The sequence below is a fragment of the Blautia sp. Marseille-P3201T genome, from assembly GCF_900120295.1.
Classification (GTDB): domain Bacteria; phylum Bacillota; class Clostridia; order Lachnospirales; family Lachnospiraceae; genus Blautia.
This window is the reverse complement of record NZ_LT635468.1, coordinates 108509-130354: the sequence shown is the minus strand read 5'-3', so window position 1 is coordinate 130354 and position 21846 is coordinate 108509. Positions and strand designations below refer to the sequence as shown.

The 21846-nt window shown below is 38.6% G+C and carries 17 protein-coding genes; 9 read left to right on the top strand and 8 right to left on the bottom strand.

The genetic code is table 11. The annotated features are described in order from the left end of the window. The first annotated feature begins 1 nt into the window (after position 1). From BQ7352_RS03625 to BQ7352_RS03595, 7 genes are all read left to right on the top strand, one after another. A complete protein-coding gene (locus BQ7352_RS03625) occupies positions 2-934 on the top strand; it encodes a carbohydrate ABC transporter permease (protein WP_072447062.1) in 933 nt (310 codons plus the stop codon). An 85-nt stretch (positions 935-1019) separates the two neighbouring features. Next, a complete protein-coding gene (locus BQ7352_RS03620; protein ID WP_072447061.1) occupies positions 1020-2471 on the top strand; it encodes an ABC transporter substrate-binding protein in 1452 nt (483 codons plus the stop codon). Positions 2472-2566: 95 nt separating this feature from the next. Beyond that, on the top strand, positions 2567-3553 hold the full coding sequence (locus tag BQ7352_RS03615) for a glycoside hydrolase family 130 protein (RefSeq protein ID WP_072447060.1): 987 nt from the start codon (positions 2567-2569) through the stop codon (positions 3551-3553). Positions 3554-3831: 278 nt separating this feature from the next. Continuing rightward, on the top strand, positions 3832-6921 hold the full coding sequence (locus BQ7352_RS03610; RefSeq protein ID WP_072447059.1) for an alpha-mannosidase: 3090 nt from the start codon (positions 3832-3834) through the stop codon (positions 6919-6921). Further along, positions 6921-9167, top strand: coding sequence for a glycoside hydrolase family 3 N-terminal domain-containing protein (locus BQ7352_RS03605; RefSeq protein WP_072447058.1), 2247 nt, complete (start codon positions 6921-6923; stop codon positions 9165-9167). Before BQ7352_RS03610 ends, BQ7352_RS03605 begins: the two co-directional genes overlap by 1 nt. A 13-nt stretch (positions 9168-9180) precedes the next feature. Next, complete coding sequence (locus tag BQ7352_RS03600) at positions 9181-10911, top strand: phospho-sugar mutase (protein WP_072447057.1); 1731 nt, start codon at positions 9181-9183, stop codon at positions 10909-10911. Positions 10912-10914: 3 nt separating this feature from the next. Then, positions 10915-11859 carry a type I phosphomannose isomerase catalytic subunit gene (locus BQ7352_RS03595; protein WP_072447056.1) on the top strand — a complete coding sequence of 315 codons (945 nt, stop codon included), beginning with the start codon at positions 10915-10917 and terminating at the stop codon, positions 11857-11859. A gap of 231 nt (positions 11860-12090) precedes the next feature. Here BQ7352_RS03595 and BQ7352_RS03590 read toward each other — a convergent pair whose 3' ends face one another. Next, complete coding sequence (locus BQ7352_RS03590; RefSeq protein WP_072447055.1) at positions 12091-12324, bottom strand: helix-turn-helix transcriptional regulator; 234 nt, start codon at positions 12322-12324, stop codon at positions 12091-12093. A 78-nt stretch (positions 12325-12402) separates the two neighbouring features. Beyond that, complete coding sequence (locus BQ7352_RS03585) at positions 12403-13791, bottom strand: ATP-binding protein (protein WP_072447054.1); 1389 nt, start codon at positions 13789-13791, stop codon at positions 12403-12405. A gap of 179 nt (positions 13792-13970) precedes the next feature. Between BQ7352_RS03585 and BQ7352_RS03580 the strand changes: the two genes are divergently transcribed. Both BQ7352_RS03580 and BQ7352_RS03575 read left to right on the top strand, forming a co-directional pair. Beyond that, positions 13971-15467 (top strand): sensor histidine kinase, encoded by a 1497-nt coding sequence (locus tag BQ7352_RS03580; RefSeq protein ID WP_072447480.1) that lies wholly within the window; start codon positions 13971-13973, stop codon positions 15465-15467. Next, positions 15460-16149 (top strand): response regulator transcription factor, encoded by a 690-nt coding sequence (locus BQ7352_RS03575; protein ID WP_003022191.1) that lies wholly within the window; start codon positions 15460-15462, stop codon positions 16147-16149. The genes BQ7352_RS03580 and BQ7352_RS03575 overlap by 8 nt, the downstream gene beginning before the upstream one ends. A gap of 110 nt (positions 16150-16259) precedes the next feature. Here BQ7352_RS03575 and BQ7352_RS03570 read toward each other — a convergent pair whose 3' ends face one another. The 6 genes from BQ7352_RS03570 to BQ7352_RS03545 all read right to left on the bottom strand — a co-directional run bounded on the left by BQ7352_RS03570 (position 16260) and on the right by BQ7352_RS03545 (position 21835). Continuing rightward, on the bottom strand, positions 16260-17042 hold the full coding sequence (locus BQ7352_RS03570; RefSeq protein WP_072447053.1) for a GntR family transcriptional regulator: 783 nt from the start codon (positions 17040-17042) through the stop codon (positions 16260-16262). Positions 17043-17066: 24 nt separating this feature from the next. Next, on the bottom strand, positions 17067-17918 hold the full coding sequence (locus BQ7352_RS03565; protein WP_083429838.1) for a histidinol-phosphatase HisJ family protein: 852 nt from the start codon (positions 17916-17918) through the stop codon (positions 17067-17069). Then, the gene (locus BQ7352_RS03560; RefSeq protein WP_072447051.1) at positions 17870-18688 is read right to left on the bottom strand and encodes a PfkB family carbohydrate kinase; all 819 of its coding nucleotides are present in this window, start codon (positions 18686-18688) and stop codon (positions 17870-17872) included. The genes BQ7352_RS03565 and BQ7352_RS03560 overlap by 49 nt, the downstream gene beginning before the upstream one ends. 18 nt (positions 18689-18706) lie before the next feature. Further along, positions 18707-19549, bottom strand: a complete 843-nt coding sequence (locus BQ7352_RS03555) for a carbohydrate ABC transporter permease (protein ID WP_072447048.1) — start codon at positions 19547-19549, stop codon at positions 18707-18709. Positions 19550-19552: 3 nt separating this feature from the next. Next, positions 19553-20431, bottom strand: coding sequence for a carbohydrate ABC transporter permease (locus tag BQ7352_RS03550; protein WP_072447046.1), 879 nt, complete (start codon positions 20429-20431; stop codon positions 19553-19555). A gap of 90 nt (positions 20432-20521) precedes the next feature. Next, positions 20522-21835: an ABC transporter substrate-binding protein gene (locus BQ7352_RS03545; protein WP_072447044.1), complete on the bottom strand. Its 1314-nt coding sequence runs from the start codon at positions 21833-21835 to the stop codon at positions 20522-20524. Positions 21836-21846: the final 11 nt, after the last annotated feature.

Genomic DNA, 21846 nt, shown 5'->3' with positions numbered 1-21846 from the left:
AATGGCGAAAAATAAAAAAGATTTAGATCTTGCAGATTCTTCAAAATTGAATAGAATTTCCGGTGGAACCAACGCGATTTTTAACATTATATTCATCCTATTGGCATTGATTTGTATTATTCCGGTATTTTTTGTCTTCATGATTTCTATTTCATCTGAAGAGTCCATTGCACAAAACGGTTACCGTTTTATTCCGGAAGTATTTTCGCTGGATGCCTATAAATTCTTAGGTCGTGAAATTTCCATGATTATTGATGCTCTGGGAGTTTCCGTAATCGTAACGGCAGTAGGTACTGCATTAGGTGTTGCTTTGACAACTTTAATGGGATATGTAATTTCCAGACGCAGTTATAAATTGAACAATTTCTTTACTATGTTAGTTTTCATTCCTATGGTTTTCAATGGTGGTATGATTTCATCTTATGTAGTAAATACACAGTTCATGCACTTGAAAGATACTATGTGGGCACTGATACTTCCGCTGTGTGTATCTTCATTCAACGTAGTAATTTGTAAGACGTTCTTTAGAACGAATATACCGGAGTCTGTTATTGAGTCCGCTCAGATTGACGGCGCTACACAGTTCCAGATTTTCGGAAAGATTGCTTTGCCACTGTCAAAACCTCTGTTGGCAACAATCGCTTTGTTCCTTACATTTGGTTATTGGAACGACTGGTTCCAGTCATCCCTGTACATTACAGACTCATCTCTGTATTCCTTACAGGCTCTGCTGGATCATTTCGAAAGAAATATGCAGGCAATGTTAAGCAATCCGGCGCTTGGTGTCAGCATGACTGACTACATCAATTCCATGCCGAAGGAAGGCGCCAGAATGGCGATGGCAGTAATTATTATCGTTCCGATTGCGTGCTGCTATCCGTTCTTCCAGAAATACTTTATTTCAGGTCTTACAGTCGGAGCTGTAAAGGGCTGATACAACCCAACGATATTTTCCGGAAGCAATATCCGGCTTCCGGTGAAATTAAAAATTATAAAAATCTAAAGGAGGATATTTTACAATGAAAAAAAGACAAGTTATTGCTTTAGGACTTGTAGCTGCAATGAGTATGGGACTCTTAGCAGGATGTGGCTCAGAAGGTAAAAAAGCTGATGCCGGCAAAGGCGAAGGTAAAGATGATGTTGTAACATTAAAATGGATTCAGGTAGGAAATGGTATGCCTAAGAACTACGACGAATGGCTGAAACAGATCAATCCATACCTTGAAGAAAAAATTGGTGTAAACGTAGACATGGAAATCGTTCCATGGGGTGACTGGGATAACAGAAGAAGTGTTATCACAAACTCCGGCGAATACTTCGATATTCTTTTCACAGACCAGACACGTTATAATGCAGAAATTGCAAATGGTTCTTTACTGGATTTAACAGAAATGTTACCAAAAGAAGCGCCTGAACTGTACGAAATGATTCCAGAAGATTACTGGACAGCAATGAAAGTTGATGACAAGATTTATGGTGTTCCATCTTACAAAGACAGTTCTCTTTCTGAATACTTTGTTTGGGATCAGGATATGGCAGACAAATACAGCATTGATATCAATGCAATCACAGACTTCAATTCTCTGTATGAAGCTTTAAAGACAATCAAAGAAGGCGAAGGAACAGCTCCATATTATATGTCTAAAAATGGTGCAAACTTCCTTGTAAACCTTGGATTTGATGATTTAAGTGCAAGTTTACCTGTATTAGGTGTTAAATACACAGATGAAAGCAAAACAGTAGTAAACCCATTAGCAGACGAAGAAGTTTTAGCAAACCTGGATATCGTACACAAAATGTACAAAGAAGGTCTTATTAATGGTGATGCACCAACAGCTGATGACTCTAACAAATACAGAACATTCTTTACAGCACAGGGATGGAGTGGCGCTGCAACTACTACATGGGGACCAAACAATGGTATTGAAAACTGTGTAGCAGTAAAATATGGCGATACTGTAGTTTCCAACACAACAGTACGTGGTTCTATCAATGGTATTTACTCTGGATCTAAACATCCGGAAAAAGCTTTACAGTTATTAAACTTAGTTAATACAGACTCTAAAGTTCGTGACTTATTCTACTATGGTGTAGAAGGTTCTGACTTCGAATACACAGAAGACGGAAAAGTTAATAGACTGACAACAGACTGGGGTATGGCTGGTTATACACAGGGTACATTCTTTAATGTAACTCAGCAGGCAATTGAAACATTCAATCAGTGGGATGAAGTTAAAGAATTAAATGAAAATGCAAAACCATCTGTATTACTTGGATTTAACCTTGACACATCCAAGATTGAAACAGAACTTGCAAACTGCCGTGCCGTATATGAAAAATATTATTCAGAATTCTTTACAGGCGCTCAGGATCCAAGAGAACTGATCAAAACAATTGAAAGTGAACTGGAAACAGCAGGTTGGGAAACAATTCGTGCAGAAGCACAGAAACAGATTGACGCTACAAAATAATAATTGTAAATAACGATTACCATTAAATTGTGTAATAGAGGAGTGGGGACATTTTCTAAAATAGAGAATGCCCCTATTCCTGACAAGGAGGAAAAATGTCAAAAATTATTGGAAATCCATTAAAAAACATTCCGTGGCAGGATAAACCAGAAAATTACAATATGCCTATCTGGAGATACACACAGAACCCGATTATCAATCGCAATGATATTCCAAGTTCCAACAGTATTTTCAATAGCGCTGTTGTACCTTTTAAAGATGGTTTTGCAGGTGTGTTCAGATGTGACAGCAAATGTGTAAGCATGGATATCTTTGCAGGATTTTCAAAAGATGGTATCAACTGGGAAATTAACCATGAACCAATTACTTTTGAAGGTGATGCTGAGGTTACAAAGAGAGAATATCGCTATGACCCACGTGTTTGCTTTATTGAAGACAGATATTACATTACATGGTGTAACGGATATCACGGACCGACAATTGGTGTAGCTTATACTTTTGACTTCAAGACTTTCCATCAGCTGGAAAATGCATTTTTACCATATAATAGAAATGGTGTGCTTTTTCCAAGAAAAATCAATGGAAACTATATGATGCTGAGCAGACCAAGTGATACAGGACATACACCATTCGGTGATATCTTCTGCAGTCAGAGCCCTGATTTGGAATACTGGGGACACCACAGACATGTAATGTCCACAGAAAAAGGCGATATCTCTGCATGGCAGTCTACAAAGATTGGTCCGGGTCCTGTTCCGATTGAGACAGATGAAGGATGGTTATTGATTTACCATGGTGTTATCAACACATGTAACGGATTTGTATATCGTATGGGTGCAGCACTTTTAGACTTAAATGAGCCATGGAAAGTAATTGCACGTTCTAAAGCTTATGTATTAGGACCTTACGAATTATATGAATGTGTAGGAGATGTACCGAACGTAGTATTCCCATGTGCAACTCTTACAGATGCTGATACAGGAAGAATTGCCATTTATTATGGTTGTGCAGATACAGTTACAGGTCTTGCCTTTACAACTGTTGATGATATGTTAAAATATATTAAAGAAAATGCTTTTTAATGAACCTGTTGGAGAGTTTCTCAACAGGAAAGTGCTCCCAGGTGCATTAGATGCATCTGGGAGCATTTTCACTTATACGATTGTATCAAAGTGTAGCTTGCAGATATCGATATATTTTACGCTCAGTCTGCGCTTGCTTTGAGCTTGTAATCTCAAAGCGTGCTCGACGAATTCGCTCAAAATATATCAATATCACAAGCTACTATTTGAAGTGACAGTCGTATAACAAATAATCTCTAAGAAGAAATAAAATAGTATATAAGGAGTGATGCGATAGCATGAGATTTATTGAAGACAGAATTTCCGTAATATGCAATGAATTAAAAGAATTAGCTTTTGTAAAAAAAGAACCGGTAAATGGAGTTGTTTATAAGAAAGGTTTATATTTTTATCCACAGGAAGCAGACCAGTCCGCAGAACCTTGGGAGGAATTTGACAGCAAGACCATGCACTGGTATGGTCCGGATAAGCATTACTGGTTTAGAGCAGAGTATACCATTCCAAAGAGTATGGATGGAAAAACTCTTTACCTCAAGGTAGCAACACAGGTAGACCACTGGGACTATGCAAAAAATCCACAGTTTTTACTGTTTGTAAATGGACAGATGACACAGGGAATGGATCTTAATCACCAGACAGTAATGCTGGAAAAATGTGCAAAAGAGGGTGAAACTTACACTATTGATTTGCAGGGATACACAGGTGTTATGTTCGCGGAACTGACATTTACAATGGAAGCAGTAGAAGTAGATGAGAAAATCAATGAGATTTACTACGATATTGTTGTTCCCCTTCAGGGATTTTCCAGAATGCAGGAAGATGATAAGGTAAGAAAAGATTTGCGTACAATATTGAATAATACCATTAATCTTCTGGATTTGCGTACACCATATTCTGACAGTTTTTATCAGTCTATAGAAGAAGCTCATAACTATATTCAAAAGGCACTGTATGAAGACATGAGCGGATATGAAGATGTTATTGCTTCCTGTATCGGACATACGCACATTGATGTGGCATGGCTTTGGACAGTGGCACAGACAAGAGAAAAGGTTGCAAGAAGTTTTTCAACGGTACTGAAATATATGGAAGAATATCCGGAATATAAATTTATGTCCAGCCAGCCGGCGCTGTATCAGTTCCTGAAAGAAAGATATCCGGAAACTTATGAAAAGATTAAAGAGCGTGTAAAAGAAGGCAGATGGGAACCGGAAGGCGGAATGTGGGTGGAAGCTGACTGTAATCTCACAAGCGGCGAGTCACTGGTGCGTCAGTTCCTTTACGGAAAACAGTTCTTCAAGGAAGAATTTGGTATCGACAGCCGTATCTTATGGCTTCCTGACGTATTCGGATATTCAGGAGCTTTGCCTCAGATTATGAAGAAAAGTGGTATTAAATATTTTATGACCACAAAACTGGCATGGAACCAGGTTAATAAAGTTCCTTACGATACTATGATGTGGAGGGGAATTGACGGAAGTGAGATTTTCACTCACCTGATTACTACTTTAGGCGTAGGACAGAGTGAAGCTGACTTCTTCACAACTTATAACGGTATGCTGCATCCTGATGCAATTCTGGGCGGTTGGCATCGTTATCAGAATAAAGATATTAACAACGATATTCTTATTGCCTTCGGATACGGTGACGGAGGCGGCGGTCCTACAAGAGAAATGCTGGAAACCTCCAAACGTATGGAAAAAGGTATTCGTGGAATTCCAAAAGTACGTCAGGAGTTTGCAGGTAAATACTTTGAAGAGCTTGAGGAGCGTGTGGAAGGAAACAAGAGCCTGCCTGTATGGGAAGGTGAGCTGTATTTTGAATACCACAGAGGAACTTACACTTCTATGGGAAGAAATAAACGTTCTAACCGCAGATGTGAGCAGCTTTTAATGGATACAGAATTATTGGAAGTGCTCACAGGAACAAGCGAAAAAGAGGAAATGGATAAAATCTGGAGAACCGTGCTTCTGAACCAGTTCCACGATATTTTACCGGGTTCTTCTATTGCAGAGGTATATGAAGTAACAAAGAAAGAATATGCAGAGATTGAAAGCCGTCTGGCAGAAATGATTGCAGAAAAATTAAATCTTCTTACTGTTGACGGAGAGGACAAAGTCAGCGTATTTAATACATTGGGATTTGAGAGAAATGACGTTGTAAACTTAGGCGACTGCCATGCAGCGGCATTGACAGATGAAAGCGGTAAGATTTATCCGGTACAGGAAACAGCAGATGGGGCAGTTGCTTATATTACAGACATTCCTGCAAAAGGCGGAAGAACTTTCCGTATTTTAGAAACAGCAGAAAAAGAAGCTTCCGACATTCAGATTACAGAAAACGGTGTGGAAACTCCGTTCTATCGTATTTCTATTGATGAAAACGGTCTGTTTACTTCTATTTATGATAAAGAGTGCGACCGTGAAGTATTACAGGATGGAGCAAAAGGAAATCTCCTTCGTATGTATGAAGATAAACCAATGCACTATGACTGCTGGGATATTGATATGTACTATTCTGAAAAATACTGGGATGCGGAAAAAGCAGATAAAATCCAGTGGACAGAAGAAGGCCCTGTACGTGCTACTCTGGAAATTCAGCGCACAATCAGCAATTCTGTAATTAAACAGCAAATTCATTTCTATGCAGACAGCAGAAGAATTGACTTCTCTACATGGGTAGATTGGAAAGAGCATCAGCACTTACTGAAGGTTCACTTCCCTGTAAATATTCACTCAGATGAGGCAACCTTTGAAGTACAGTTCGGTAATCTGAAGAGAAAAATTCATGGCAATACAAGCTGGGATGAAGCCAGATTTGAAAGCTGCGGACAGAAGTGGATGGATATTTCCGAAGGTCACTATGGCGTCAGCTTGTTGAATGATTGCAAATATGGTTATTCTGCAAAAGACGGAAACATTGCCCTCACACTGATTAAATCAGGTATCGAGCCCAATAAGACCGCAGATCAGGAAGAACATGTATTTACTTATGCGTTATATCCGCATAAAGAAACATGGAGCGCAGCAGGAACCGTTCAGGAGGCTTACAAGCTGAACCAGCCGGCTTATGCAGCGGCGGGAGAGCTGAAAAATTCAGGAAAATCCTTTGTTTCTGTAAATAAAGATAATATTATTATTGAAACAGTAAAACCGGCAGAAAACGGCGACGGCATGATTGTCAGACTGTATGACTGTGAAAACAGCCTGACAAAAGCAACGCTTACATTTTCCGAAGGAGAACTGGAAAGCGTAGAAGAATGTAACCTTATGGAAGAAAAAGAAGCAGATGTTGAGGCTTGCGGAAATAGCTTTACCGTATCTGTTAAGCCTTATGAAATTAAAACCTATAGGGTGAGGTTAAAATAATGGAAAAAAATACCTACAGTACCAAGGCAAAAGAATTACTTGCTGAAATGACTCTGCAGGAAAAAATCGGACAGTTAAATCAGAAACTTTATGGTTTTGGTATTTATGAAAGAGATGGAGAAGAAATCTCCTTTAGTCAGGAGTTTAAAGACGAAGTGGAGAAATACGGAGGTCTTGGAACTCTGTATGGTCTTTACCGAGCAGATCCTTGGTCTCAGAAAGATTATGAAAACGGTCTTTACGGCGAGAACGCCGTAAAGGCATATAATCAAATGCAGAAATATGTTCTGGAACATTCCAGACTGAAAATACCGGCTTTGTTAAGCACAGAATGCCCCCATGGCCATCAGGCTCTTGACAGTTATCTGCTTCCGGTAAATCTGAATATGGGCGCTACTTTTCACCCGGAATTAATCCATTCTGCGTATCGTGTCTGTGGAAAACAGCTCCATGATATGGGGGTAGATCTTGCATTGATTTCTCTTCTGGATGTAGTAAGAGACCCTCGCTGGGGACGCAGCGAGGAGTGCTTTTCTGAAGATCCGTATCTTTGTTCAAGAATGGCAGAGCAGGTAGTAAGTGCTGTTCAAGGCGAAGGTGTATCTGTAGTGGCAAAACATTTTGCCGCACAGGGAGAATGTACCGGAGGAATTAACGCCAGCGCAGCCAGAATTGGAGAGCGTGAGCTTCGGGAAATCCACCTTCCGGCAATGAAAGCCTGTGCAGATGCGGGCGTTGACGGCGTTATGGCAGCGTACAACGAGATTGACGGTGTGTTCTGTCATGCAAACTATCACCTTTTGACTGATATTTTAAGAGATGAAATGGGATTTGACGGTGTGGTAATGGCAGACGGCTGTGCTATTGACCAGTTAAACGTTGTGACAGGTGATTGTGTTCGCTCCGGAGCGGCAGCACTTCGTGCAGGTGTAGATATCGGACTTTGGGATGAAGCCTATGGACATCTGGATGAAGCTTTTGAAAAAGGATATATCACAGAAGAAGATATTGACAGAGCAGTTCTTCGAGTATTAGAATTGAAAGTCAAAAGAGGTCTTTTTGAAAGTCCTCTTTTAGATGAAAACCAGAAACCGGAAGAGTATTCTTATGAGAAATATCCTCAGGCTTTGCAAATTGCCAGAGAGTCTGTTGTCCTTCTGGAAAACAGAAATGATATCCTGCCTCTTTCAAAAGAGACACGGAAAATCGCAGTAATCGGACCAAATGCCGATGCGGTCTATAATCAGTTAGGAGATTACAGCCCTCAGGTGAAAAGAGAGAACTGCAGTACCGTATTAGACGGTGTGCGTTCTTACCTTGGGGACAAGGCAGTTTATGCCAGAGGCTGCGGTGTCTTTGACGGCACACAGGAAGAATTGGAGGAGGCTGTAAAACTTGCAGAGCAGTCCGATATTACGATTTTAGTATTGGGCGGTTCTTCCAGCCGTTTCGGAGAAGTTTCCTTTGATGCAAACGGAGCGGCTATTTCCGAACACGGTGTTTCCATGGACTGCGGAGAAGGCGTGGACACTGCGGAACTTTCCCTTCCTGCTGTACAGAGAGAACTGGCAGAGAAAATTTTTGCCACAGGTTCTAAGGTCATTACCGTAATTATCGGAGGAAGAGCTTATGCGCTGGACGAAGTGGCAGAGAAGTCAGATGCGGTTCTGTATGGATTTTATCCGGGTATGCAGGGCGGAAAAGCCATTGGAGAAATTTTATTCGGGGAGGTAAATCCTTCGGGAAGACTTCCTGTATCTCTGCCAAGATGTACAGGTCAGCTTCCAGTGTATTACAACTATAAAAATTCCTACCGAAGCATGCACTATTACAATATTCCGGATGGTGCAGCCTATACCTTTGGATATGGAAAGAGTTATACAAATTTTGAATATGAAGACATATCCTTTGGAAAGAAAGATGTAGCCATAGAGGAACTTCATAAGAACGGTATTCAGGTGGAAATGAGCATTAAAAATATTGGTGAGCAGGACGGCTATGCAGTGCCTCTTGTATACATTGCAGGAGAGCAGGGAAGTGTAGTGCGCCGTGCAAAAGAGTTAAAAGGCTTTCAAAAGATATGGCTGAAAAAGGGAGAAAGTAAAAAAGTCAGCATTTTCTTACCTTCTGAGGCATTTGCAGTTTGGAATTCTGAAATGAAATTTACCGTAGAGCCGGGCAGAGTACAAATCATTTTGGAAGAAATGGGACAGACTGTGGGAAGTGAAACATTAAATCTTTTTTAAGGAGAAAAGAGAAATGGATATTAGAGAAAACTATAATTTTTGGTGTACATCCCCTTACTTTGATGAGGACACAAAAGCGGAATTAAAAAGTATTTCCGACAATGAGGAAGAAATCGAAGAAAGATTTTATAAAAATCTGGAATTTGGAACAGGTGGTCTTCGTGGTATTATCGGAGCAGGAACAAACAGAATGAACCGTTACACCGTAAGAAAGGCAACACAGGGACTGGCAAATTATATTCTGAAAGAAAATGCACAGGAAAAGGGAATTGCCATTGCTTACGACTCCAGAAACAAATCCACAGAGTTTGCATGGGAAACAGCTCTTTGCATGGCTGCAAACGGTATCAAAGCATATATTTTCCCTGAACTTCGCCCAACACCAATGCTTTCATTTGCTTTAAGAGAGCTGGGCTGTACAGCAGGCGTGGTAATTACAGCAAGTCACAACCCTGCAGAATACAACGGATACAAAGTATACTGGGAAGACGGCGCTCAGATTACAGCGCCTCGTGACAAAGACATTATTGCAGAAGTAAATGCCATTGAGTCTTATGATGAAGTAAAAACCATGAGCCGTGAAGAAGCTATGGAAGCAGGACTTTGTGAGATTATCGGTTCTGATATGGATGACCGCTATATCGAAGCACTGAAAAAACTGGTGCTGCGTCCGGAAGCAATTAAACGTCAGGCAGACAAGATTAAGATTGTATACACTCCTTTACACGGAACAGGTAATCTTCCTGTACGCCGCATTTTAAAAGAGCTGGGATTTGAAAATGTGTATGTGGTAAAAGAACAGGAACTTCCTGACGGAAACTTCCCAACAGTTCCTTATCCAAATCCGGAAGACAAGAAAGCATTTGCATTAGCCCTGGAACTTGCAAAAGAGAAGGATGCAGATTTAATTCTGGCTACTGACCCGGACGCTGACCGTTTAGGTATTTATGCGAAAGATCCGGCAGACGGAGAATACAAGAGCTTTACAGGAAATATGTCCGGAATGCTTATTCTGGAATACCTTCTTTCTCAGAAGAAAGAGCTGGGTATTCTGCCTGAAAATGGAGCGGTAGTTACTACAATCGTATCCGGAAAAATGGCAAAGAGAATTGCAGAAGCTTATAATGTAAAACTCATTGAAACTCTTACCGGATTTAAGTATATCGGTGAGCAGATTAAGTTCTTTGAACAGGAACATTCCAACGAATTTTTGTTCGGATATGAAGAAAGTTACGGCTGTCTGGAAGGCACTCATGCCAGAGATAAAGACGCTGTTGTAGCTGTTATGGCTTTATGTGAAGCAGCAGCTTATTATATGGACAAAGGTATTACTCTTTGTGAACAGATGAACAATCTTTTTGAAACTTACGGTTTCTATAAAGAAGATTTATGCACAATTACTTTAAAAGGTCAAAACGGAGCAAAACAGATTGCAGCCATTATGGAAAAAATCCGTAAAGAAGTTCCGACAGAGCTGGGTGGATATGAAGTTCTGGAATTGCGTGACTATGAACTGGGCATTGCGAAAAATCCGAAGACAGGGGCAGAAAAAGGCACTGGATTGCCAAAATCCAATGTACTTTATTTTGAACTGGAAGGAGATGCATGGTGTTGCGTACGTCCATCAGGGACAGAGCCGAAGATTAAGTTCTATGTAGGTGTAAGAGGAACAGACAGTGAAGATGCAGATGCGAAGATGAATACATTAATGTGTGGAGTCAGAGCGCTGGCAGAGGAGGAATAAGAAATGGCATTATTAAAATTACGTCCAAGTTATAAAGATTATTTGTGGGGCGGACATCGTCTGGTAGAAAAATATAATAAAGAATTTGACGGTGACGTACTGGCAGAGAGCTGGGAGCTCTCCTGTCATCCAGACGGACCTTCTTATATTGCAAATGGTTCTTATGCAGGCAAGACGCTGCAGGAATACATTGATTTGGAAGGCAAAAAAGTACTGGGAAGCAACTGCCAGAAGTTCGAAGAATTCCCTATTCTGGCTAAATTTATTGATGCAAAAGACAACCTTTCCATTCAGGTGCATCCTGATAATGAATACGCTCTGAAAAATGAAGGACAGTACGGAAAGACGGAAATGTGGTACATTATGGACTGCGAAGAAGGCGCTTTCCTGTACTATGGATTTAAAAAAGAAGTCAGCAAAGAAGAATTTGAAGAAAGAATTAAAACAGATACTTTACTGGAAGTTTTAAATGCCGTTCCGGTACAGAAAGGTGATGTGCTGTTTATTGAAGCAGGAACGATCCATGCAATCGGAAAAGGAATTGTTATTGCGGAAATTCAGCAGAACTCCAATGTAACTTACAGAGTATATGACTTTGGCCGTGTGGGAAAAGACGGAAAGAAGAGAGAGTTACACATTGACAAAGCAGTGGAAGTAACCAATCGTGTTCCGATTTCCAGAAAAAATACATGCTATCCTCATATTGCAAGCTGCGATTATTTCACAGTAGACTGTCTGAATATGGATGGAAAACTTATGAGCAGCATGAAAGGTTCTGTAGGCGAAGAGTCCTTTGCAAGTATCTTAATTATGGAAGGCGAAGGTATAATTTCCTGTGGAGGAGAGACTATCCCTTACAGAAAGGGAGACAGCTTCTTTATGTCAGCGGGAAGCGGTGAGTATGAAATCAACGGAGAATGTGAAGCGTTAATTACGACAGTAGGATAAAAATACAACGAAAAATGAAACAATTAGACTGGTTGTTCAAGAGGGGCAATATAAGCACTATAGTGTAACAGATGATGAGGGGAAAATTGCAAAAGTGGCAGGGTACACGAAATCAAAAGTTATTGGGAATGGGCGTGGAACCAAGTATACACTATAAAAAATGGGAATATTTATACATAGATAACTTAAATGTATGAATATTCCCGTTTTGTATTATATAAGTATCAGGTATTAACCTTTAAAATCAAATAAATCACGAATGGGCACTTCCAGTGCATCTGCAATATCAAAAAGACTGTCAAGAGAGATGGAAGTTTTTACTCTTGGTGCTTCGATATTGCTGATATGTGTTCTGCTGAGGCCCACACTTTCTGCAAGTTGAGTTTGTGTTAATCCTTTTAATTTCCGATAATAAGATATAGTCAGTCCTAATTCACGAAATTGTCTTGTCCTTTTCTCGTCCATAAAGGCAAATCTCCTTTTTCCTTAAATATAGCATTGCCATAAATGAACAAAAACAAACATGAAATATGCAAAAATCAATTATAAATTTGCAAAAGAAAAGTAAAACTTGTCAGAAATACTGCACATCTGTTCCAGGCTGAATACGTGTACGTGACTGCCGGATATGACCTCAAAGCCGCTTACAAAATCTGATTTAGAAAACAGATAATACCATTTTTCCATATCCGGAAAAAGTGAGGCGTGCTTTTGCAGGTTGTAAAGTGCATCAATGTCAATCCATTCATCTGTCCAGAAACAGGAACCCAGTAAAATTTTATTATTATCATAGGCTGCAATCGAAATGAATTCAGTACGTTTTTTAGTAGGATGTTGTCCCCACCATTTTCCTACGTTTTTCATAGGGAAAGGCGCATTATTCATCTCGTCTGTCAGAAGCAGAAATTCTTTGCAGATAGTTTCAAAGGTACTTTTTGTATAACCATCCAACGAAGGAAGAACAAGTGTATTAAAAACAGTTTCCCCTTGCCCTGCCTCGATTTCTGATTGGTAAGGGAGGACGTATGTATACCAAAAACGGAAAACACTGTCTGAAATAAAATAAACAGCGCGGCGACTGCTTTGTTCTTCTGTTACAGGTACCATTCTCTCTGCCAGATTGTGTGAGGACAAAGAAAGAAGCAGACTGCTTGCGGCACTGGGAGTAAGCCCGGTATAGTCGCAAATTTCCTGTAGTTTTTTATTTTCCTGACCCATAGAAAGAAGAATAGAGCGCATAACAGAAGATGCGGAGTAGTATTCTCTTGTTCTGGCAGGGACAAGACGGTAAAACGCACCATTTTCCTGAAAGAAAAGGTGGTAAATGTTATCCTGTATGGATAATTTAGAATTAAAATATTGTAAGTAGGCAGGAACACCTCCTGTAATACTGTACAGCAGAATTTGTTCTTCTACAGACATTTCCGGATACAATACCCGCATTTCGAAAAAGTGAAATGGTCTTAAAAGGAAAGTATGGGACTCTTTGGCGCATTCCTTTTCGTAAACGGAAGCGGGTTTACATAAAACTAAAAATAAGTTTGCATCTGTACCTATGCGGTTGAAAAAAGAGGAAATTGATGTGGAAATCCTTCTATTTCCAGCTGCAAGATGTGGAAAATCATCAAAAACTACAAGAAAAGGTTCTTGTACAGAATATTTTGCCAGTAATTTTAAAATATCCGTCAGTTTTTTTGCCTGCTGAAATTCGTCATGAAGCTGTCGTATGCATAATGTCTTCAGCATGCGGATGTTGTCTTCAAAAGATAAAGCAGAAGCTTTAAAATATAATGTTTTTCTGCTCTTAGAAAGCTCCTGAATAAGTCTGGTTTTTCCCATACCGGGATGGGAATACAATGATATTTGACAGGAGGCTTCTGTATTAAATAAATGATTAAAATCGGAAAGTATATTCCCTTTGTCTAAAAACATAATATCTCCTTGGATTTTGTAAAATAATATCTAACTTTATTTTAGGTGGACTTTTCAGGAAAGTCAAAGTATTTTCAAAGGTTTTTTATAGAAAATTTAGATTTAATTCCAGATTGTTTAGGGGAAAAAGAGAAAAAATGTGGTACAATATAGAAAAACCGGGCAGAGAGGCAGTGATTATGAAACTTAAAACCAGAATTATTATTTCTTTTTTTATAATTGTTTTAGAGCCGTTACTTTTTACAGGGCTGGCTTTTTGGGCATTCTCAGAGTATCAGTTCGGCGTTATAGAAGAACAATATGGTATAGAAGATCCCACATACAAAAGTCTTTCTAACACGGCAGAGATTGTAAATCATCTTACTAATGAACAGGCAGAGATTATGCAGAAAGTTGCAGAGGAAGAACCATATAAGTTTGAAGATATTGTTTATCTGGATGAGATGAACAAAGAACTCCAGGAAATGCACTCCTATTTATTAGTGAAGGAAAACGACAGAGTGACTTATTATGGATGCGAAACTTATCCGGCAGAAGTTGTTAAACGATTGGAACATTATGAAAATTTTAATTCAGGCAGCAGTGACAGCGTTTATATGGGAGGCAGAATTCAGGCTCTTGTAAAGCAAGTCAGTTTTCAGACAGATACTGTAAAAGAGGGAAATGCCTTTATTATTTCAAATATTTTTGAAACCCTTCCTCAGCTAAAGGAACTTTTCAAAAATATGTTGGTAACGGTAATTGTAATTTTAGCGACAACAGCTCTAGGGCTGACATGGTGGATTTACAGAGGTCTGATTACTCCTTTAGACAGGCTTCGGACTGCGACCAGAAGAATTAAAGAAGGCGATTTAAACTTTTCTGTTTCTACAGAAGGTGTCAGTGAAATTGCAGATTTATGTCAGGATTTTGAAGATATGCGATGCCGTTTAAAGGAAAATGCAGAAGAGAAGGTCGCTTTTGACAGAGAGAGTAAGGAACTTATCAGCAACATCTCTCATGACCTGAAAACACCAATTACGGCAGTGAAAGGTTATGTTGAAGGAATTATGGATGGAGTTGCCAATACACCGGAGAAAATGGAGCGTTATATTAAAACTATCTATAATAAAGCCAATGAAATGGATAGATTAATAAATGAGCTGACATTTTATTCTAAAATGGATACAAACAAAATTCCGTATACCTTTAACAAGATTTCTGTGACAGAGTTCTTTGATGATTGTGCAGAAGATTTAAATGTAGAGCTAAGCGCAAAAAATGTAGAATTTTCTTATTCTAATTATGTAGAACCTGAGGTTATGGTAATTGCAGATGCAGAGCAGATTAAGCGTGTTGTAAATAATATTGTAGGAAATTCCTTAAAATATACAGGAGAAGGAAATCAAAAACGGATTAATCTGCGTGTCAAGGATGTAGGAGATTTTATTCAGGTAGAAATTGAGGATAATGGTAAGGGAATAGCAGCAAAAGATCTGCCTAATATATTTGACAGATTTTACAGAACAGATGCTTCCAGAAATTCCTCCAAGGGAGGAAGCGGAATTGGTCTTTCAATTGTTAAAAAGATTATGGAAGACCATGGAGGTAAAGTCTGGGCAACAAGCAAAGAAAATATTGGAACAGTTATGTATTTTGTTCTAAGAAAATATCAGGAGGTACCGGTAAATGAGTAAGATTTTAATTGTAGAAGATGAAGAAGCAATTGCGGATTTAGAGAAAGATTATCTGGAGTTAAGCGGCTTTGAAGTGGAAATTGAAAATAGAGGGGATGTAGGATTAAAAAGAGCCTTAGAAGAGGATTATGATTTATTTATTTTAGATTTAATGCTTCCGGAAGTAGATGGCTTTGAAATATGCAGAGAAATCCGCAATCAGAAAAATACACCGATTATTATGGTTTCTGCTAAAAAAGATGATATTGATAAGATCAGAGGTCTGGGTTTAGGCGCAGACGATTATATGACAAAACCGTTTAGTCCCAGCGAGCTGGTAGCAAGGGTAAAAGCGCATCTTGCCAGATACGAACGATTAATTGGAACAGGAATTCAGGAAAATGACATCATTGAAATCCGTGGGTTGAAAATTGACAAGACAGCGAGACGTGTATGGGTAAATGGTGAGGAGAAGAATTTTACCACGAAAGAATTTGATCTTCTTACCTTTTTGGCACAAAATCCAAACAGAGTGTTTACGAAAGACGAGCTGTTTAAAGAAATTTGGGCAATGGAGTCCATTGGTGATATTGCAACGGTTACAGTGCATATTAAAAAAATTCGTGAGAAGATTGAATTTAATACAGCAAAACCTCAGTACATTGAAACAATTTGGGGGGTAGGATATCGGTTTAAAGTGTAAAGTTAGAAATGAGTATATTGAGGCTGTTTCATTAAGTACACATCGAGAATATTTATACATTTTACGAGCTTCTGCTTAATGTAACAGCCTCTTAAGATTTTAATTGTATTTTATTGTGTCAGAATATGAGTTTTTTTATTAATTGGATTTTTGATTTTTAATTGCTCTTTGTTGTTTGAAGATATCATATATGAAGTAGTTGCCCCGTTTAAAATGCTGATGGAAACATGAACAGGTACATCATTCTCGTCATATACAATTTTAAATATGTCAAATACAGGATCTCCCTCTTCACAATGAAGGTAAGCTGCTTCGTCTTTTTTTGCCTTTCGTACTTTGATTACTTTCTCGGAATTTACCATTTTTACATGATATATATTTTTTAAAATTTTATATACAGAAAAATTTCCGGTCAGATATTTCTGTATATCAGGATAACGGTCAGAAGGAAGATAGCAGGTATCTATAAAGATCATTGTATCATCATGTCCCATAACACGTTTAATTTCAATGATATCAGAAGTATCAGGAATGTTCAGGTATTCGCTGAATTCATCAGAAGTTTTTTTGAATTGAAGGGAAAGTAGTTCAGAAAATGCATTCTGGTTTCTTTCTTCTATTGCTTCATGAAAACCACCGATTTCATTTAACCTGATGCGTAAGGAAGGGTCCAGAACAAAAGTGCCTTTTCCTTGCTTTTTTACCAAAATATTTTTGTCACAAAGTTCTTTCACAGCTCGTCTGACGGTGATACGGCTGACATTATATGCGGCTTCCAGTTCTGCTTCTGTGGGAAGTTTATCACCGGCTTTATAAGTGCCATTTTTGATGTTTTCTATAATAGCATCCATAAGCTGTTGGTATAGTGGCTTGATTATATTTTGTTCTAACATATTTACTTTTAATCTCCAGTTATCTTATATTTTTATCATTTTCGGGGTTCTGTTATGATATTGCGCAATATAAGAGAAACCTGCTTCTTTCAGGCAGTCCAGTGCAATATCAAAATCTCTTTGCAAATCAGTTGCCCGATGGGCATCTGAACCTAAGGTGATAATTTCACCATGAAGCTTGGAATAGAGTTTTAATACCTCCAGTGACGGCATGCAGCCGATACCATAACGTACTCCGGATGTGTTAATTTCTATACCAATTCCATGAGAAATCGCTGTTTTTAATACCTTCTGTAAATAATCGTTTTCACAGGGGATATTTATGTGAATTCCCTGTCTGGCAGCGTATCGCTTAAATAAATCAAGATGTCCAAGACAGTCACATAAATGATTTTCGACTATTCCCAGAAGATTAGAAAAATAAGTATTACATAGCCGGTCAATATTTATTGTCTTATAATTATACATTGATAAATCTACGTTGTCAATTTTATGGCAGGAGCCAATAACATAGTCAAAAGGATATTTTTTTAAGAATTTTTTTGCTGTTTCCGGTTGAAGATGGGGTTGGCCAAATTCAATGCCAAACCCTACATGCACAGATGTAGGGTTTGATTGTTTTAGAAGGCAATATTTAGCATAATAGTTGTCCAGATATTCTTCGTGAAATTTTGGACTCTTATAAGAACCAGAAAAAAATTCAAAATGTTCAGTCAGCATTAATTCCGGAATGTTGTTTTCTTGGGCGGTACTTAGAATGTTGCTGTAACTTTCATGAGAGTCAGGGGAGACAGAGGAATGAATGTGATAATCTGGAATATTTTCTATCATTCTGTCATCGGGTGTGGATATCCAAATCCACCATGAATTCTGCATGTGGCAGCTGCTTTTGCAGCTGCAAAAGAAAGCGCTTCTTTCATATTTTTTGTATCCCCATAATTTGTAAGGAAACCAGCAATAAAGCTGTCTCCGGCTCCCATGGTGTCGATGACTTCTGTTTTTACAATTCCCTGTGTATAGAAATCCGCACCATCGTAAAATATAGAACCTTTTGACCCTCTTGTCACACCGCAAATTTTTGCTCCTTTGGATGCGGCAAGTTTTAAGAGATCCTGACATTCTTCTTCGCTTAAATCAGAACCAGAGAAGAATGCATAAGTCACATAAGGACAAACTCTTTCCAGATATTTCGTATCACGTTTATCAGAGAAGTCAAAGCTGACATCGCAAACCTGAGAAAGAGCAGCCAGTTCATATTCCATATTGGAATAACAGCTTGTGTGGCAGATATCAAAGTTTTTGATGATATCCAAGTCTTCTGATACCAGATGAATACTGAAAAGATGTTGGCAGCTATCTCTCTTTCCGGCAGCAAATACACGGTCTCCATCCTTTAAAAGAACTTTGGGCTGTGCAGAGTGTGCATAAACTTTTCTGGAACGGGAAACATCAATTCCTTCTTTTGAGAGACATTTTTGTATCCAGTCGGCATTCTCATCATTTCCGAAAATACCGATATAAGCTGTTTTTTCAGCACCATCTCTTTTACAGTTTACGACTACGTTAACAGCGTTTCCTCCTGGATAGTATACGTTGTCATCTACATAGCAATCTGTTACATTATCTCCTACAGCAATTAATTTCATGTTCATCCTCCTTTTCTATCAGCCTTTAATACTGCCGGCAGTCATTCCTCTGATAAAGCTTTTCTGCATAAAGATAAATAGAATAGCAATAGGGAGACAGGCAATAACCATACCGGCCATAACAACTCCCCAGTTCGTCATCAGACCATCGGAAAATACCATAAGTCCAACAGGGATAGTCTGCTTCTCAGAAGAATCTATAAACATAGTGGCAAAAATGAATTCATTCCAAGAATAATAAGCAGTCATAATGATTACTGTTGAAATAATAGGTTTTGACAATGGCAGATAAATTTTCTTGTAAATTTGAAAGAAAGTAGCTCCGTCAATAATAGCAGACTCTTCCAGTTCCTTTGGAATACTGATAAAGAAGGAACGTATGAGCATGACAGAGACAGGAAGTCTAAATGCGATATAGGGAAGAATTAACGCAAAATAGGTATCTTTCAATCCAAGATTTTTTAAAAGCATATAAAGTGGCAGTAAACAAACCTGTGGGGAGAGAAGAAGTCCACCCATAATCAACAGAAAACATAAATTTGCAAAGCGGCTTTTCATCTGGCAGATGCCGAAAGCTGCAAAGGTAGAAATCAATACAACACCAATAATAGTTCCCACACTGACAATCAGGGAGTTGACAAAATAATTAGAAATTCCCTTTTCCCAGGCAAGCTTATAGTTTTCAAATAACCATTCTTTTGGCAGTCCCCAGACATCTTTAAAAATACCATTGTAATCTTTAAAGGAGGACATGATAATCCAGAACATAGGGTAAATAATCAGAATAGCAAGGATAACCAGAATGATGAACCAGATATATTCTCCAATACCCCATCGTTGAAGTTTTGCTTTTTTCTTCATGTGTTATTCCTCCTTTCCGCCAATAGTAAAGAACTGAATGCTGGAAAGCACAGCAGTTATGACAAAGATTAAGATGGCAATGGTAGATGCATAGCCCATATCGTTTTTAACAACACCTGTTTGATACATATGTAAGGCGAGGGTCATTGTTGAAGTTCCTGGACCTCCTCCGGTTAAAATATAAGGCTCGTTAAATACAGTAAATGCACCCACAACGGTAATGACCATCGTAACAAAGAGCATTTGCTTTACCTGAGGAACGGTTATATTGAAAAACTGGCGGATTTTTCCGGCACCATCCATTTCAGCTGCTTCATACAAATCTCTTGGAATTTTCTGTATGGCAACAATGAACAGCATAGTGACATAGCCGGTACTTTGCCATTGAGAAACAGCGATTACAGCAAACATGGCAATTTTACTTTTTCCAAGCCATATTGTGGTTAAATTATCAAGCCCTATAAGTTCCAGAAAGCTGTTTAAAAGTCCCATTTGAGGGTTGTAGATAAATTCAAATAACAGACATACAACAGTCATGGAAAGCAAGGTTGGGATAAAAAAAGTGGTTCTGAAGAAAGGTGAAAATTTCTGAAACAATTTATCTTCCAGAACAGCAGCCAGAACCAGACCAAAGCCTACCTGAATGATAACAGAAATTACAGCGTATAATATATTATTTTTCAGACATGTAAGAATAATTTCGTCCGAAAAGAGTTTGCTAAAGTTAGCTAAGCCTACAAATTCTTTCGTTGTGGCAGACAGAGTAAAGGACTGTGTACTGTAAACCATGTTCATGATTAAAGGATAATATACAAAAATTCCTAAAATCAAAATGCACGGAAGAATATAAAGAAAGGCCTGTTTATTTTTCTTTCCTGCCATAACAATCCTCCTTGTTCAATATAGTTGTAAAAGGAACAGACGGTCGTAGAAGACCGTCTGCAAAAATTCCTATATATGGGACGACCTGGGTTAATTGGATTTTCCTTTTAGTTCAGCAGCAGCAGCCTGTACATCCTTCATAACTTCTTCAGGGGTCATATCATTAGTAGCAATTGCGGAAGCGCCTTGTCCGAATACGGTATAAATACTGGCATTACATGCATTATCAAACCATGGTGCCATCTGGCTGGCTGCATTAATAGTGTCTAATGCTTCAAGCTGTTCAGGAAGAGCATTTTCTTCTGTAAGAGCACCATTTACACTGGTTAAATCTCCGCCTACAGTGGAGAGCTGTACAGCTCCGCCTTCTGGACTTACCAGCCATTTCAGAAACTTAATACATTCTTCAGGATGTTCGGCTTTATTAGAAACCATAAATCCTTCCGGAGCACCTGTCAGAGCATTTGGATCGCCCTTTCCTTCTTCGAATGCAGGAAAATTAAAGAAACCATAATCAAAATTAATAGTATCTTTCATCAAAGAAATTTCAGCAAACTGGAGATACATAATTGGTGACTCTTCAGCAGCAAAATAAGTGTTACGTGCAGCTTCGTGATCAATAGCAGTACAGGTTTCACCCATGTATTCTGTGAGTTGTTTCCATTTATTTAATACTTCGATGTATGCAGGATCTGTAAATTCACCTGTAGCAGGATCATAGTCTTTTGCCAGAACCTCAGGGTCAACCATACGCTGGTTCATGGTTCCTAAATAATGGAGAATGGCCCAATTATCTTTTAATCCTTCTACGATTGGAGTTTCATATCCGGCATCTTTGAGTTTGTCAAGGACATCAATAAATTCATTCCAGGTTTTTGGGATTTCAATATTATTTTCTTCGAAAATCCGTTTGTTATAGAAGAAAACTTTTCCATCCTGAGACCAGGGAACAGCCATGATTTTTCCGTCAAAGGTAAAAGGTCCTTTACTAACATCAGCAATTGTGTCAGCCCATGCAGTGTCTTCTTCAAATACAGAGGTTAAATCCATAACATTTCCGGAATCAATCATTTCCTGGGCGAAGCTTCCTGACCAGGATGAAAAGATATCAGGTACCTCATCTGTAGAAACAATCATACGAATTTTTTCTTTATACTGGTCATTTAAGATACAATCCATGTTAATTTTTACATTTGGATTTTCTTCTTCATATTTTGCAATTAATTCTTTAAACATAGAGTTTTTCGGATCATTAGGCCAGCGATGGAAAAAATTGATTTCAATGGTATCTTCATCTTTCTTAGCTTCCTTAGACTCTTTGTCTGAACTTCCGCCACCACATGCTGCCATAGAAAGTACAGAGATTGTAGTGAGTGACAGGGCAATTATTTTCTTGAATTTCATTTTCTACCCCT

What these genes read in the sequence shown, in the direction of transcription:
- BQ7352_RS03625 (WP_072447062.1), top strand. Translation starts at nt 2, where the DNA reads ATGGCGAAAAATAAAAAAGATTTAGATCTTGCAGATTCTTCAAAATTG.
- BQ7352_RS03620 (WP_072447061.1), top strand. Translation starts at nt 1,020, where the DNA reads ATGAAAAAAAGACAAGTTATTGCTTTAGGACTTGTAGCTGCAATGAGT.
- BQ7352_RS03615 (WP_072447060.1), top strand. Translation starts at nt 2,567, where the DNA reads ATGTCAAAAATTATTGGAAATCCATTAAAAAACATTCCGTGGCAGGAT.
- BQ7352_RS03610 (WP_072447059.1), top strand. Translation starts at nt 3,832, where the DNA reads ATGAGATTTATTGAAGACAGAATTTCCGTAATATGCAATGAATTAAAA.
- BQ7352_RS03605 (WP_072447058.1), top strand. Translation starts at nt 6,921, where the DNA reads ATGGAAAAAAATACCTACAGTACCAAGGCAAAAGAATTACTTGCTGAA.
- BQ7352_RS03600 (WP_072447057.1), top strand. Translation starts at nt 9,181, where the DNA reads ATGGATATTAGAGAAAACTATAATTTTTGGTGTACATCCCCTTACTTT.
- BQ7352_RS03595 (WP_072447056.1), top strand. Translation starts at nt 10,915, where the DNA reads ATGGCATTATTAAAATTACGTCCAAGTTATAAAGATTATTTGTGGGGC.
- BQ7352_RS03590 (WP_072447055.1), bottom strand. Translation starts at nt 12,324, where the DNA reads ATGGACGAGAAAAGGACAAGACAATTTCGTGAATTAGGACTGACTATA.
- BQ7352_RS03585 (WP_072447054.1), bottom strand. Translation starts at nt 13,791, where the DNA reads ATGTTTTTAGACAAAGGGAATATACTTTCCGATTTTAATCATTTATTT.
- BQ7352_RS03580 (WP_072447480.1), top strand. Translation starts at nt 13,971, where the DNA reads ATGAAACTTAAAACCAGAATTATTATTTCTTTTTTTATAATTGTTTTA.
- BQ7352_RS03575 (WP_003022191.1), top strand. Translation starts at nt 15,460, where the DNA reads ATGAGTAAGATTTTAATTGTAGAAGATGAAGAAGCAATTGCGGATTTA.
- BQ7352_RS03570 (WP_072447053.1), bottom strand. Translation starts at nt 17,042, where the DNA reads ATGTTAGAACAAAATATAATCAAGCCACTATACCAACAGCTTATGGAT.
- BQ7352_RS03565 (WP_083429838.1), bottom strand. Translation starts at nt 17,918, where the DNA reads ATGCAGAATTCATGGTGGATTTGGATATCCACACCCGATGACAGAATG.
- BQ7352_RS03560 (WP_072447051.1), bottom strand. Translation starts at nt 18,688, where the DNA reads ATGAAATTAATTGCTGTAGGAGATAATGTAACAGATTGCTATGTAGAT.
- BQ7352_RS03555 (WP_072447048.1), bottom strand. Translation starts at nt 19,549, where the DNA reads ATGAAGAAAAAAGCAAAACTTCAACGATGGGGTATTGGAGAATATATC.
- BQ7352_RS03550 (WP_072447046.1), bottom strand. Translation starts at nt 20,431, where the DNA reads ATGGCAGGAAAGAAAAATAAACAGGCCTTTCTTTATATTCTTCCGTGC.
- BQ7352_RS03545 (WP_072447044.1), bottom strand. Translation starts at nt 21,835, where the DNA reads ATGAAATTCAAGAAAATAATTGCCCTGTCACTCACTACAATCTCTGTA.